The organism is Mycobacterium cookii (assembly GCF_010727945.1).
Lineage (GTDB): Bacteria > Actinomycetota > Actinomycetes > Mycobacteriales > Mycobacteriaceae > Mycobacterium > Mycobacterium cookii.
Window position 1 is genome coordinate 1387642 of the sequence record NZ_AP022569.1, and the last position, 14276, is coordinate 1401917.

The 14276-nt window shown below is 64.9% G+C and carries 10 protein-coding genes, 1 tRNA gene and 1 pseudogene; 8 read left to right on the forward strand and 4 right to left on the reverse strand.

Annotated features, from left to right (window positions below; translation table 11 throughout):
* The first annotated feature begins 53 nt into the window (after window positions 1–53).
* Entirely contained in the window at window positions 54–512 is a 459-nt protein-coding gene (locus G6N27_RS06735) for a hypothetical protein (RefSeq protein ID WP_163775637.1), read from the forward strand.
* Between the two features lie 39 nt (window positions 513–551).
* The gene (locus G6N27_RS06740; protein ID WP_163775638.1) at window positions 552–1517 is read left to right on the forward strand and encodes a zinc-dependent alcohol dehydrogenase family protein; all 966 of its coding nucleotides are present in this window, start codon (window positions 552–554) and stop codon (window positions 1515–1517) included.
* 123 nt (window positions 1518–1640) lie between these two features.
* On the opposite strand, the gene G6N27_RS06745 is transcribed toward G6N27_RS06740, so the two are convergent.
* A tRNA-Ile gene (locus G6N27_RS06745) sits at window positions 1641–1714 on the reverse strand.
* A gap of 691 nt (window positions 1715–2405) precedes the next feature.
* Here G6N27_RS06745 and G6N27_RS06750 point away from each other — a divergent pair.
* From G6N27_RS06750 to ctaD, 6 genes and pseudogenes are all read left to right on the forward strand, one after another.
* Window positions 2406–3164 (forward strand): SDR family oxidoreductase, encoded by a 759-nt coding sequence (locus tag G6N27_RS06750; RefSeq protein WP_163775639.1) that lies wholly within the window; start codon window positions 2406–2408, stop codon window positions 3162–3164.
* 68 nt (window positions 3165–3232) lie between these two features.
* The gene (locus G6N27_RS06755) at window positions 3233–3898 is read left to right on the forward strand and encodes a nitroreductase (protein ID WP_163775640.1); all 666 of its coding nucleotides are present in this window, start codon (window positions 3233–3235) and stop codon (window positions 3896–3898) included.
* Between the two features lie 104 nt (window positions 3899–4002).
* Window positions 4003–6784, forward strand: a pseudogene (locus G6N27_RS06760) (helix-turn-helix transcriptional regulator).
* A 126-nt stretch (window positions 6785–6910) separates the two neighbouring features.
* A complete protein-coding gene (locus G6N27_RS06765; protein ID WP_163775641.1) occupies window positions 6911–7525 on the forward strand; it encodes a sigma-70 family RNA polymerase sigma factor in 615 nt (204 codons plus the stop codon).
* Window positions 7526–7665: 140 nt separating this feature from the next.
* The gene (locus G6N27_RS06770) at window positions 7666–8655 is read left to right on the forward strand and encodes an acyl-ACP desaturase (protein ID WP_163781461.1); all 990 of its coding nucleotides are present in this window, start codon (window positions 7666–7668) and stop codon (window positions 8653–8655) included.
* Window positions 8656–8772: 117 nt separating this feature from the next.
* Entirely contained in the window at window positions 8773–10497 is a 1725-nt protein-coding gene (gene ctaD / locus G6N27_RS06775; protein ID WP_163775642.1) for an aa3-type cytochrome oxidase subunit I, read from the forward strand.
* On the opposite strand, the gene G6N27_RS06780 is transcribed toward ctaD, so the two are convergent.
* The 3 genes from G6N27_RS06780 to G6N27_RS06790 are packed head-to-tail and all read right to left on the reverse strand — an operon-like array spanning window position 10479 to window position 14254.
* Window positions 10479–11309 carry a carboxymuconolactone decarboxylase family protein gene (locus G6N27_RS06780; protein ID WP_163775643.1) on the reverse strand — a complete coding sequence of 277 codons (831 nt, stop codon included), beginning with the start codon at window positions 11307–11309 and terminating at the stop codon, window positions 10479–10481. The genes ctaD and G6N27_RS06780 overlap by 19 nt on opposite strands.
* 7 nt (window positions 11310–11316) lie before the next feature.
* Complete coding sequence (locus tag G6N27_RS06785; protein ID WP_163775644.1) at window positions 11317–12690, reverse strand: TldD/PmbA family protein; 1374 nt, start codon at window positions 12688–12690, stop codon at window positions 11317–11319.
* 49 nt (window positions 12691–12739) lie between these two features.
* Window positions 12740–14254 carry a TldD/PmbA family protein gene (locus tag G6N27_RS06790; protein ID WP_163775645.1) on the reverse strand — a complete coding sequence of 505 codons (1515 nt, stop codon included), beginning with the start codon at window positions 14252–14254 and terminating at the stop codon, window positions 12740–12742.
* Between the last annotated feature and the right edge of the window lie 22 nt (window positions 14255–14276).

The following is a 14276-nucleotide window of genomic DNA, read 5'->3' on the forward strand; positions in this document are numbered from 1 at the left end:
GGAGGCGCTTCCCGTTGATGAAAACATCAACTTTAGCGAGCAAGGAGGACACAATGTCCACGCTTCACTTCCACCGGTCGACAATATCTACCCCGGGTGAGTTCATCGCCGGGCTCACTGACTTCGGACCGGGCCGTTCGGAGCTGTTTCCGAATAGCGCCGACGCCGACCTCCGGGTGCACTACAAGGGCGCGCGTGGCGCCGATGTCACCGAAGGCTCAGGCGGCATCTGGGAACGCCTGCACTACGACTGGTCCGATCCCCACCGAGTCACGCTGACGACCACCGACTCGAACACCTGGGGAGGCGCGTCGGGTTACGTCTACACCCTCAGCCCGCGGCCCGACGGCACCACGAATGTGGACGTTGTCATTGTCCGCGAAGGCAAGAACTTCAAAGGGCGCGTCCTGGCGGCCGTCGTCGGAACGATCGGCAAGGGCGTGTTGAGGAAGGCGTTCGTTCACAGCGTCGAGGCCATCGAGACGCGCAGCGACGCCGAAATTCAGCGATAACTGCGGTCAAGATCACCCAGGCGAGCGAGAGGAATTGATATGCGCGCCATCCAGATTGAACAGTTCGGCGACCCCGCAGAGGTGCTGCGCGTCGTCGACATCGACGAGCCGCCGCCACCGGGACCGCATGAGGTGCTCGTGAGCGTTGAGTTCTCGCCGTTGAACAAACACGACCTGCTGGTTGTCACCGGCATGCTGGCGCGACCACCCCTGCCCCACATACCCGGCGCAGAGGGTGTCGCCCGCGTGCTTGCCACTGGCGCCGGGGTCGATGGACTTCAAGTCGGCGATCTGGTCGTGCTACCCCTGTATGCGGGTGCGTGGCGCGAGCGGCTCGTCGTGCCCGCCGACGGCCTGTTTGCACTCCCCTCCAGCGGCGACATCGAGCAGTACTCGATGCTGGGCAGCAACCCGCCGACAGCCGGGTTGATGCTCAGTGAATGCACCGCCCTAACGCCCGGTGACTGGGTGGTGCAAAACGCCGCGAATTCCGGTGTGGGACGGTCATTGATCGCGCTAGCCAAACTTCGTGGACTGAAGACGATCAACCTGGCGCGGGACGACGCAACGTTCGCCGAACTCACAGCAGCTGGGGCCGACGTGGTCCACGCTGATGACCCCGATGCGGTCAGCGACGTTCGAGCAGTGATCGGTGACGCCCGAGTGGCGCTGGCAGTTGATGCCGTCGGTGGTCCGGGCGTGGCGCGGCTGCTCGAATTGCTCTCGGACGGTGGATCGTTGGTCAGCTATTCCTGGGCCAGGGACGAACCCATGTGGATCGACACCTCGATGCTGGTCGCCAAGCACCTCAGCGTCCGCGGATTCTTTGTCGGCGACTTCGACTACCGCGACAAGGTGGTGCCCGTCATCCGTGAGGCGGCACCGCTTGTGGCCGACGGCACCCTCGTTGTCCCCGTGGCGGCCGTGTACCCCGTGGAGCACATCCAGGACGCGGTGCAACATCTCCTCCGCGGCGGCAAGATCCTGCTGAACGTCGCGGGGTGACGGTTAGCTAGCGCGCGGACCTTTCCACCGCGATCCCGCCGCGCGCCGCGACGACGCCGCGACGGGAGGCCCGATCGAACCGATCCGGCGGCCTAGAATAAGCCTTCTACCAGCACTTATGTGTGGGGCGGGCGGGGCTCGAACCCGCGACCAACGGATTATGAGTCCGCGGCTCTAACCAACTGAGCTACCGCCCCTTGCTGAACCAGCTGCAGATACACGCCACAGGTGCTTGTAAAGATCCAGGCTCATGGCTGCTGTCGCGCGATCTAGCGTGCGCTGCACGACCTTGACATTAGCGCCAGCCATCATGCAGACCTCGGCGCATCCCCCTGTCGCACAGCGGAGAAGCCGTTGCTCAAAGTCACCAGACGCCTAACCGGGGCTCGCGGTGCCCGGGCGCTGCAGGTTAGCCCGAACCCATCAAAGCTGCGAGACCGTCCCGGATCCCGTTCTTGATTTCGTCCGACACAGCAGGTCCGCCAATTACGGGCGTGGGTCGACCTCCGCAGGTGCAGCTAAGGACACCGAACGTGCTGGGGTCGGCGGTGACCGGTATGGCTCCCCCTACCGCGACGCCGAGCGCAACAGCGGCGCTGATCAAGACTTTCGCGACCAACAGACGCCGCGCCTTTGGTTGCAGTGCATGCGTCACGAACTGATCGTTGCCTTGCGGCGGTGCCGTGTCGCCCATGCCAGCGGCACATCGGTCTACCTGCGACCTCCAAACTCCGCGCAATGTAGGGCCATTTTCGGCACCCGGGATGAGTTCGCGGTCACCCATCCGTTTCGACCGTCAGGGAGCTGTGGACATCCACACGCTGCCCGGTCAGGACACCAACTGGACGGCCGTCGTCGGCCAAACGGCACATTCAAGAGAGGCTCATCATGAAAATCGTCGTAATCGGAGGAACTGGCCTGATCGGGTCAAAAGTGGTGCAGGACTTGACCGAACAGGGTCACGAAGCCGTTGCGGCGGCGCCCTCGACTGGTGTGAACGCCGTGACCGGTGAGGGTCTGTCGGACGTGCTCACCGGCGCCTCGGTGGTGGCCGACGTGTCGAACTCGCCATCGTTCGAAGACGGCCCCGCCATGGACTTCTTTACGAAGTCGACCACGAACTTACTGGCCGCCGAGGCCGAAGCCGGCGTTCGGCATCATGTCGCGCTATCCGTCGTGGGCACTGATTTTCTCGCTCCACAGAGCGGTTACTTCCTTGCCAAGCAGAAGCAGGAAGATCTGATCAGCGCAGGCCCGATTCCCTACTCGATTGTGCACGCGACCCAGTTCTTCGAGTTCCTCAATTTCATCGCCGATTCGGCGACCGAGGGGAACACGGTGCGCCTGCCGTCGGCGCTCATTCAGCCGATGGCGGCTGCCGACGTCGGTAAGGCGGTAGCTTTAGCAGCGCTCCACGACCCGGTGAACGGCATCGTTGAGGTAGGCGGACCCCAGGCTTATCGCCTTCCCGATCTCATTCGCACCGTGCTGACGGCGCACGGCGATGCCCGCGAGGTGATCGCCGACCCCACCGCAAAATATTGGTACGCCGACATCGAGGAGCGCACTCTCGTTCCCGACGATGGCGCGGCCCTGTCCGACACGAGGTTCGAGGATTGGGTTCTCGAAACGGCGGCCAAGGCGTAGCCGAACCGATTCCACGCCAACCTGATTCATGCACGTTGGCCCTATGGCGAGATGGGAGGGGCGGGCTGGTGGACGTCTACGAAGCGGTAACGAGCCGACGAGCAGTTCGCGGATTCACCGGCCAGCCCGTCCCGAAAGATGTGCTGGAACGCGTACTTTCGGCTGCGGCTTGGTCCCCGTCGGGATCCAATCTGCAACCCTGGCATATCTACGTGCTGACCGGTACGCCACTGGTGCATCTCAAAATGCTCGCCGTACAGCGGGTGGGAGCAGGTGATCCTTGGGACGAAAGGGAATTCGAGATGTACCCGCCCGAACTGAAGTCCCCTTACCGCGAGCGCCGAGCAGCCTTTGCCAAGCAGCGTTACGGTGCGCTCGGCATTGCACGGGAGGACTTGGAGGCACGGCAGCGGGCAGCGATCTCGAACTGGGACTGCTTCGGCGCGCCCGCCGCCTTGTTTTGCTACATCGACCGCGACATGGGCCTGCCCCAGTGGGCCGACCTCGGCATGTACCTGCAAACCGTGATGCTTCTGCTGCGCGCCGAGGGCTTGCACAGTTGCCCGCAGATGGCGTGGTCGCAAACTCGCAAGTCCGTGGCGGAGATCGTGTCGCCCCCGGACGGCCGCATCCTTTTCTGTGGCATGTCGATCGGATACCAGGACCCGGCAGTCGATTACGCCCGCACTGAGCGGGCGCCGCTCGAGGAGACCGTCACATTCATTCAGCGTTAGGACAAAATTTGCCGATACGCGCACGGCGAGAGCACGCAGCAACCTAGACCCGGCCGAGACAGCTCACTACCATCAGGTCCGGACCAACAGACGCGGTGGTGCTTATGTCGAGGCAGGGCCGGGCGGAACGTATGCGCGGTCGCGCCGCCGAATGCGAAGCCCTGCGCAGTTTGATCGCGACGGTCCAATCGGGTAGCCACCAGGTGTTGGTTGTCCGCGGGGAAGCGGGCGTCGGAAAGACCGCCCTGCTGGATTACGTGTCAGAGCTGACGTCTGATTTCCGGTGTGTGCGAGTGGCGGGCGTGGAATCGGATATGGAGCTCGCCTTCGCGGGCCTGCAGCAGCTGTGCGCGCCTTTGATGGAACGATTCGACGAATTGCCTCAGCCGCAGCGCGAGGCGTTGAATGTCGCCTTCGGCCGGGGCGTTGGGCCGACACCCGACCGTTTCCTGGTCGGATTGGCAGTGCTGAGCCTGATGGCCGCCGCCGCCAATGACCAACCGCTGCTCTGCATCATCGACGATGCGCAATGGCTCGATCAGGTATCCGTGCAAACACTTGCCTTTGTCGCCCGGCGGCTCCTGGCCGAACCGGTAGCCCTGGTCTTCGCGGCCCGCGACGGCAACGCACCGACGTTGACCGGGCTCCCAGAACTCACGATCAGCGGCCTGTCGGACAGCGATGCTCGGGAGCTATTGAACTCCGTGATTCCCGGGCGGATCGATGAGCGGGTGCGCGACCGTATCGTCGCTGAGACGCGCGGCATCCCGCTGGCACTGCTCGAGGTTCCGCGAAACCTCTCTGCCGCGGAGCTTGCCGGCGGCTTCGGGAATCTGGCAGCAAGCCGCTCCGCGGGACAGCTGGAAGAATCCTTCGTGCGCCGCATCAGGTCTCTTCCTGCCGACACTCAACGGTTGCTGCTGGTCGCGGCCGCCGAGCCAGTTGGCGACGCGGCATTGTTTCTGCGCGCCGCAGCCAATCTGGGCATTCCGGTCGACGCGCTCGCGCCTGCAGAGGCCGCAGGAGTGATCGAGTTCGGGCCGCGCATGCGTTTTCAACATCCCTTGGTGCGCTCAGCCACCTACAGCAACGCAGATCTGGCTGACCGCAGGGTGATCCATCGGGCGTTGGCCGACGCGACGGATCCGGGGTTGGACCCTGACCGTCGGGCGTGGCACGCCGCCAATGCGGCAGCGGGACCAAATGAGGCGGTCGCCGCGGAGTTGGAAACCTCGGCCGCCCGCGCGCAGAGCAGGCGGCATCGCCGCGGCGGCGGCATTCTTGGAGCGCGCAGCAACTTTGACATCGGACCCGGCCCGCCGCGGCTCCAGGGCGATCGCCGCCGCACGAGCCAAGGGCGATGCAGCAGCCCCCGAAGCTGCATATGACCTGCTGGCAGTGGCCGAACTGAGCCCACTATCCGACCTGCAACGCGCCCAAGTCGCTCGGCTACGCGCCCAGATGGACTTCGCCCGTAACCGCGGGGGTGATACCGGCGCACCTCCGCTCACCGAGCCCGCGTCGCGACTGCTCGACTCCGCTACCCGGCTGGAGACTCTCGACAACGACCTGGCCCGGGAGACATACCTGGAGGCGCTCGCCGCCACCATGTACGCCGGGCGACTCGGCGACCCCGGAGCACTGGCGACAGCGGCCGAGGCCGCCCGCGCTGCGGTCGTCCGCGTACCGCAACTGCATCAGCCGATGGACATGTTATTGAGCGGCATCAGCCACCGAATCGCCGGCGATGTGGACGGAAATCGCGATGACCTTCGGGCAACACTCGAGCTCATCTGTACCGGGACGAATAGCCAAGTCCTGCGCTGGATGTCGCTCGCATTCCCAATAATCCAGGAAACCGCCGCCGCCGAACTGTGGGACGATGAAATCTACCGTCAGCTGGCCACCGACATCGTCCAGCATGCCCGCGAAGCCGGTGCATTGGCCATCATTCCGCGAGCGCTCGCCTATCGCGCGCGGGCTCACGTACTCGCAGGCGAATTCGCCACGGCGGCAACGCTTATCGAAGAAGCAGCTTCGATAACCTCGGCGACGGGCCACGCGCCACTGAAATACGACGCATTGCTTCTGGCTGCCTGGCGCGGGATCCCAGATGACGCTGTCGGTCTGATCGAAGCAGCGACCACGGAGGGAACCACCCGAGGCGAAGGGCGACTGCTCGGCCTGGCGGGGTATGCCGCCGGTGTGCTCTACAACGGACTCGGCCGATACGAAGAAGCTTTCGCTGCCGCTCGTCAGGCGTGCGAACACGAGGACCTCGGATTCTACGGGTGGTGCCTGATCGAACTCGTCGAGGCTGCGGCCCGCACCGGCGAGCAGGAGGCGGCCGCCTTCGCCATAAGCCAGCTCGATCAACGCGCCGGCGCCAGCGAAACCGATTGGGGCCTCGGTGTTTTAGCAAGTATGCGTGCCATGCTGTCCGACGATCGTCTCGCCGATAACTTGTTCAGCGAAGGCATCGAACGCTTGCAACGCACCACCATCGTCGTACATTTGGCTCGCGCCCATCTGGGCTACGGGGAATGGCTGCGCCGGGCCAACCGGCGGCTCGACGCACGTCGGCACCTCACCGAAGCCCACGCGATGTTCACCCGAATGGGTGCGAAGGCGTTCGCGGAGCGGGCCCGCCGCGAACTCGTGGCCATCGGCGAGAAGGTGCGCAAACAACCGGTCGGTTCCGGTGATGAACTGACTGCCCAGGAGGCACAGATCGCACGACTGGCCGCCGAGGGGCTGACGAATCAAGAGATCGGCGCGCATCTGTTCATCAGCACGCACACGGTCGAATGGCACCTCCGCAAGGTCTTCGTCAAGCTCGATATCACGTCGCGCAGGCAGCTACGCACGGTGTCGTGGGCCAGTTAGGCAGCGGTCACCTGAAGCACCGGCCCAGGACTACGGATTTCCAAGGGTTCGCTTCGCCTTCGCAACCCTGACTCTGATCTGGACCGCCCATTGTGGGACTTTCTGACCAGAAATCGGAGCTTGATCATGAGGATCGCTGCCGTGCTCGGCACAGCCGAACCCGACGGGACTCCTGCCGCGCGCTTCGCCGATGAAGCCAGACCCTTATTTGACGTCCTATCCCTCAGAGCTCGAAAGCTGACCTGCTGTGACGCCGATGCCGAGGACCTGCTGCAGGACACTTTGCTGGACGCCTACCGGGGTTTCCATACGTTCCAGGAGGGCACGAACGTCAAGGCGTGGCTCTTCCGGATCCTCTACAACCGCTGGGTCAGCACGTATCGCGGTAAACAGCGCCGCCCGGCGGAGGTTTCGGTAGAGGAAATGACGGAGCGAGATCTGGCCTACAGCGCCGCGCGTGTCCCCGCCGGACTACGTTCCGCCGAGACAGAGGTCCTCGAGGCGTTGCCCGACAGCCAGATTCGAGCCGCGATGGAAAGTTTGCCGGAGGACTTCCGGGCAGCGGTGTACTACGCCGACATCCACTGTTACACCTATGCGGAGACCGCCGCGTTGCTGAACATTCCGCCGGGCACCGCGATGTCGCGAGCGTCCCGTGCGCGTCAACGGCTGCGCACCGCACTGGCTCACCTTGACCACAACCGAAGCGACGTCGCTGCGCTCGAACAGCAGATCGCATAGCCCGTCGCCCACGGAGACCGCGATCGCGACACGCCAAGGCTTCCCTTACTTGTGTGTTACTGGGGTGCACAGATACATTACCTGCAACCGTCGTACACACATACATCGGAGGCACCGTGGCGACCCTGACCCAACAGCAGATGCTTCGTGAGCTCGAGCCCACAGCGGAGCGGCTCACAAACCGCCACATCTCCATGTTCAAGGACTGGAATCCGCACGACTTCATCCCGTGGTCGGAGGGCAAGAACTTCAAGACGCTGGGCGGTCAGGACTGGGCGCCCGAGCAGTGCGAGCTCTCCGACGTCGCCCGGGTAGCGATGGTGCAGAATCTGCTGACCGAGGACAACCTGCCGGCGTATCACCGCGAAATCGCGATGAACTTCAGCATGGACGGCGCCTGGGGCGAATGGGTCAGGCGGTGGACCGCCGAAGAAAACCGGCACAGCAATGCCCTGCGCGACTACCTGGTGGTGACTCGCTCCGTCGACCCGTTCGCGTTGGAGAAACTCCGCATGGAGCAGGTCACCCGCGGCTTCAGCCCGGGCCAGAACGGCCAGGGCGACCTCTTCGCCGAGAGCCTGTTCGACTCCGTCGTCTACGTGTCGTTCCAGGAGCTGGCCACCCGCGTCTCACACCGGAACACCGGCAAGGCCTGCAACGACACCATCGCCGACCAACTGACGGCCAGGTTGTCGCATGACGAGAACCTGCACATGATCTTCTACCGCGACGTCACCGCCGCCGGCTTGGACCTGGCGCCCAACCAGGCGATGACATCGATCCATCGGGTGCTGCGCAACTTCCAGATGCCCGGATTCACGGTCCCCGAATTCCGCCGCAAAGCGGTGATCATCGCGGTCGGCGGCGTCTACGACCCGCGCATCCACCTCGACGAGGTGGTCATGCCGGTCCTGAAGAAGTGGCGGATCTTCGAGCGCGACGACTTCACCGGCGAAGCCGCCCGGCAGCGCGACGACCTCGCGGTTCTGGTCAAAGAACTCGAGCAGGCGTGCGACAAATTCGACGTGTCCAAGCAGCGCTATCTGGAGCGAGAGGCCCGCAAGGCCGAGAGCATCACCGCCGCCAAGGCCCTCAAGCCCGAAGGGACACTCACCCACAGCCGACACTGACGGCGAACGCCATGGCCGATCTTGGGGACGAATGGCCCTAGGGTCGCGCGGGGGGGCTCGAAAGACTTGGGCGAGCTGACAAATCTCGACCCGGTCCAGATCCCGTGGAGGTACTGCATGACCGCCGAAGCCCCACCCGCCGATGAGCTCGAAGCACATCGACCGTATCCGCCTCGGATGGGGCCCAAGGGCAGCTTGATCTACAAGGTCATCAGCACCACCGACCACAAGATGATCGGCATCATGTACATGGTCGCCTGCTTCATCTTCTTCTTCATCGCCGGCCTGATGGCGTTGTTGATGCGCGTCGAGCTGGCCAAGCCCGGGCTGCAGTTCTTGTCGAACGAGCAGTACAACCAGCTGTTCACCATGCACGGCACAGCCATGTTGCTGTTCTATGCGACGCCGGTCGTCTTCGGTTTCGCGAATCTCGTTCTGCCACTGCAGATCGGCGCGCCGGACGTGGCGTTCCCGCGGCTGAACGCGCTGTCGTTCTGGCTGTTCGTCTTCGGCGCGCTCATCGCGCTCAGCGGCTTCATCTCCCCCGGCGGCGCAGCCGATTTCGGGTGGACCGCCTACACCCCGCTCTCGGACGCGGTGCACAGTCCCGGTGTGGGGTGCGACCTGTGGATCCTAGGCCTGGCCGTCGGTGGGTTGGGCACCATTCTCGGCGGGGTCAACATGATCACCACCGTGGTCTGCATGCGCGCCCCGGGCATGACGATGTTCCGGATGCCGATCTTCACCTGGAACATCATGGTCACGAGTGTGCTTGTGCTGATGATCTTTCCGCTGCTGACCGCGGCATTGTTCGGTCTTGCCGCCGACCGTCGCCTCGGCGCGCACATCTACGACCCGGCCAACGGCGGGCCGATTCTGTTCCAGCATCTGTTCTGGTTCTTCGGCCACCCCGAGGTGTACGTCATCGCGCTGCCGTTCTTCGGCATCATCTCCGAGATCATCCCCGTGTTCTCGCGCAAGCCGATCTTCGGCTACACCACGCTGGTGTACGCGACGCTGTCGATTGCCGCCCTGTCGGTCGCGGTGTGGGCGCACCACATGTTCGCCACCGGTGCGGTGCTGCTGCCGTTCTTCTCGTTCATGACCTATCTGATCGCGGTGCCGACCGGGATCAAATTCTTCAACTGGATCGGGACCATGTGGCGAGGGCAATTGACGTTCGAAACACCGATGCTGTTCGCGATGGGCTTCATGGTCACCTTCCTGTTGGGCGGTTTGACCGGTGTGCTGTTGGCCAGCCCGCCGCTGGACTTCCACGTCACCGACAGCTATTTCGTCGTCGCACACTTCCACTACGTGCTCTTCGGCACCATCGTGTTCGCCACCTATGCAGGCATCTACTTCTGGTTCCCGAAGATGACCGGCCGCCTGCTCGACGAGCGACTGGGCAAGCTGCACTTCTGGCTGACCTTTATCGGCTTTCACTTGACGTTCCTCGTGCAGCACTGGCTGGGCGACTCCGGCATGCCGCGTCGCTACGCCGATTACCTGCCCACCGACGGATTCGAGACGCTCAACATCATCTCGACGGTCGGGTCATTCGTCCTCGGTGTCTCGATGCTGCCGTTCGTGTGGAATGTGTTCAAGAGCTGGCGCTACGGCGAAGTGGTCACCGTCGACGACCCATGGGGCCACGGCAACTCACTAGAGTGGGCCACCAGTTGCCCGCCGCCGCGGCACAACTTCACCGAACTACCCCGGATACGTTCGGAGCGACCGGCTTTCGAGCTGCACTACCCGCAGATGAGCGAACGGATGCGCGCCGAAGCCCACGTCGGCCGCCATAACCACGAGGCACTTGCTCAGGTGAACACCGTCTGACCGTCGACGTCGAGCAGGTACTGCTCGGTGCCGTGTTCAACCCGGGGTGCGTCACCACCCAGCGCCACCGCGATCTTGTTGCTGGCATTGCGCATCACGTCGAACGTCAGCTCGATCGCCTGGGCGTCGGAGAAGTGTGCCCGCACTCCGGCGGCGACACCGCGATCGATCTGGGCGGGCGACCAGACCAGGGCGTCCACGTAGCGCAACGCCGCCTTGTGGCGATCGGTCAGCTGGGTTGACGCTTCGAACTGCTCGATGTCGCCGTACAACGTCTCGGAGCCGCCGGCGTCCAGCGCCGTGGTCTCACGCAGCGACTTGCACAACCGGCAGTTGTGTTGGGTTGCGCCGCGCAGCCGGACCACCTCGGCGGTCAACGCATCGAGTTCCCGCAGCCGGGCCACGGTCGGCAAGAAGCCGTTGAAGACCACGTCGGACGGGTCGCTGGTGTGATCCCACACGATCGGCCCGGTGACCCAGCCGAGGTAGTCTGCGCCGACACCGAGCGCCTCGAGCCCCGCGCGCACCCGCGGCACGAAGTCGGCGATGTACATCTGCGTGACGACACCAAAGGTGCTGTCGCCCAGCACCTTCCACAGTCTGGTGCGCTGATCGACGCTGATTTCTGTGACGTCGGTGCTGAATTGTTCGGCGAACTCGGCGACGACGGCGTAGCCGTCCCTTCCGTCGTGCTCGGCGGGAAGGGCGGGCAGGCCGAGGGTCCGCGCGCACACTCGCCGCACCAGCGCGGTTGTGAGACCGTCACCGGGCGACAACGCCACCAGCCGAGTCAGTTCGTCGTGTGACACCACACCTGGATTATGTCGCCTGACTCACCGAGGACATGTGAAAGTCCGGAATCCGCAGCGACGGCATCGCGCAGCGGGTGACATAGTCACCCCACTCGCGCGGCAACGTCGGCTCGCTGACACCGGCCTGGGTGGCCCGTCGCAGCAGGTCCAACGGACTCTCGTTGAACCGGAAGTTGTTGACCGCGGCCGTCACTTCGCCGTCTTCGACCAGGTAGACACCGTCGCGGGTCAGCCCGGTGAGTAGCAGCGTGGTCGGGTCGACCTCGCGGATGTACCACAGCGTGGTCAACAGCAACCCGTGCTCCGTCTCGGCGATCATGTCGGCGAGCTCGGTGCCGCCACCGGTCATCAACACATTGTCGGCGGCGACGGCAACCGGAGCGCCGAACTCGTCGGCAGCGGCGCGCGGATAGGCCAACGCGTTGATCACGCCGTCGCGAATCCAGTCCACCCGGCCGATGTCCAAGCCGTTGTCGAAGACTGACACCGTCTCCGATGAGCTGGCCGCAGCGACGAACGGGGTGCAGCCCAGCCCTGCCGCCCACGGGTCGGAATACAGCGTCAGCGGAAGGTCGGTCAGCTTCTCCCCCACCCGGGTGCCGCCGTCGAGTGTGGACAGCGCGGTGCGGCCCTCCTGCGCGCCGCGACCGGTCATCGACCAGCCGAGGTAGACCATCATGTCGGCCACCGCCGACGGCGGGAGGATCGTCTCGTAGCGCCCCGCGGGCAGCTCGACGGTGCGCTCGGCCCAACCAAGTCGCATGGACAGCTGCTCGAGCAGCGAATCCGTTGGCAAATCGGCGAAGTCGGGCGTGCCGACCGCGACCCAGGCGCTGGCGCCGTCGCGTTTGCCGTTGATCTCCACCGAGCCGGTCGGCTGCGTGTAGCGGCGACGCAGCCCGGTCGAGGTCGCCAGAAACGTCGTCTCCAGCGCATGCCGGGCGAACCCGAACAACTGGTCGCTGCCACGGAAACCACGAGCGAGCGGGCCGGCGATGCTCGAGAACACTTCGGGGCCGGTCGCCGGGATCGGCGCATCCCAGTCCGCGGGCACCGTATTGCCATTCAGCAGCGGCGCGGCATCGCGGGCCTCGGGGGCCGACGCCGCCGCCGCCTGGGACGCGGCGACCAGGTCCTCGATCACCGACGGGTCCACCTCGGCCGAGGTCAGCGAGCCGACATGTGCGCTATTGCCCTGTCGGACAATCGAAATGACGGTGATGTGCCGGGCGGTCGACACGCCGTTGGTGGTCATCGAGTTGTTCGCCCACCGCAACGACGTGGCGATGCGGTCGTTGACCAACACGATCGTCTGGTCGGCGCGGCCGAGCCGCGCCGCGGTGTCCAACGCGATGTCGATGACCTGTTGTGCGGGGATCATGTGCGCCGCTCCTCCGCATCGCTTCGCTCTGAATCGTCGCCGGCGCGGATCACAGGCCCGCCTCAGCCCTGGTGTTGAGCACGTTGACCCCACGAAACAGCGCCGACGGGCAACCGTGGCTGACGGCGGCCACCTGGCCAGGCTGGGCCTTACCGCAGTTGTAAGCCCCGCCCAGTCGCCAGGTGGATGGGCCGCCGACGGCTTCCATCGAATTCCAGAACTCGGTCGTGGTGGCCTGATAGGCGATGTCGCGCAGCTGGCCGTCCAACCGCCCGTCCCGGATACGGTAGAACCGCTGCCCGGTGAATTGGAAGTTGTAGCGCTGCATGTCGATTGACCACGACCGGTCGCCGACGATGTAGATGCCGTCGTCGACCCGGGCGATCAGGTCGTCGGTGCTGAGGTCCTCGGCGCCGGGTTGCAGCGACACGTTGGCCATCCTCTGGATCGGAACGTGGTGCGGCGAATCGGCGTAGGAGCACCCGTTGGATCGGGCGTGGCCCAGCCGCGGGGCGAACACCCGGTCCAGTTGATAGCCGACGAAGATGCCGTCGCGCACCAGGTCCCAGCTCTGCGCGGCCACCCCCTCGTCGTCGTAACCGATGCTGGCCAAACCGAATTCGACGGTGCGGTCGGCGGTCACGTTCATCACCGGCGAGCCGTAGTGCAGTGTGCCGAGCTTGTCGGGGGTGGCGAAGGACGTGCCCGCATAAGCCGACTCGTAGCCGATGGCACGGTCGTATTCGGTTGCGTGGCCGATGGATTCGTGGATGGTCAGCCACAGGTTGGTGGGGTCGATCACCAGGTCGGTCGGGCCGGGCGTCACGCTGGGCGCCTTGACTTTCTCGGCCAGCTGCGACGGCAGCTGCGCAAGCTCGTCGGTCCAGTTCCACACGTCGTCGCCGGCGACCACTTCCCAGCCGCGCCCCATCGGCGGCGCGAGCGTGCGCATCGAATCGAAGCCGCAACCGGTGTCCACCGTGACGGCCTCCAGCACCGGCATCAGCCGCACTCGCTGCTGGGTGATCGACGAGCCGAACGTGTCGGCGTAGAAAGACTGTTCCTTGACGACGTTCAGGCCCGCCGACACGTGGTCGACACCGTCGGCGGCCAGCAGCCTGCCGGAGTATTCGTCGAGCAAGGCGATCTTGTCGGCGGTGGGCACGGTGAACGGGTCGATGTCATATCGCGACACCCAGGTGGCGTCGCTGTACACCGGCTCGGCCGCCAGCATCACGGGGTCGGTGTTCAGCGGGGCCAGCGTGGTGGCCACCGAGACCGCGCGGCGCGCCGTCTGCGCCGCGACGTCCGGCGAGAGTTCGGCGTGCGAGGCGAATCCCCAGGTGCCGTTGACGACCACCCGAACCGCCAGGCCGATATCGCGGTTGACCACCGCGGTCTCCAGTTCGCCGTCGCGCAACTGGATGATCTCGGTGACGAGGCGTTGAATGCGCAGGTCGGCGTGGGTGGCTCCGGCTGCCTTGGCCGCCGACAGCGCCGCATCGGCCAGTTCGTGGCGGGGCAGGCTGAGGAAGTCGGCATCGATCCCCCGGTTCGGTGTCACATCCTCCACCGTAATGATTGGC

Excerpts from the sequence above, each read along its gene's own strand:
- G6N27_RS06735 (WP_163775637.1), top strand. The coding sequence starts at position 54 with ATGTCCACGCTTCACTTCCACCGGTCGACAATATCTACCCCGGGTGAG.
- G6N27_RS06740 (WP_163775638.1), top strand. The coding sequence starts at position 552 with ATGCGCGCCATCCAGATTGAACAGTTCGGCGACCCCGCAGAGGTGCTG.
- G6N27_RS06750 (WP_163775639.1), top strand. The coding sequence starts at position 2,406 with ATGAAAATCGTCGTAATCGGAGGAACTGGCCTGATCGGGTCAAAAGTG.
- G6N27_RS06765 (WP_163775641.1), top strand. The coding sequence starts at position 6,911 with ATGAGGATCGCTGCCGTGCTCGGCACAGCCGAACCCGACGGGACTCCT.
- G6N27_RS06770 (WP_163781461.1), top strand. The coding sequence starts at position 7,666 with ATGCTTCGTGAGCTCGAGCCCACAGCGGAGCGGCTCACAAACCGCCAC.
- ctaD (WP_163775642.1), top strand. The coding sequence starts at position 8,773 with ATGACCGCCGAAGCCCCACCCGCCGATGAGCTCGAAGCACATCGACCG.
- G6N27_RS06785 (WP_163775644.1), bottom strand. The coding sequence starts at position 12,690 with ATGATCCCCGCACAACAGGTCATCGACATCGCGTTGGACACCGCGGCG.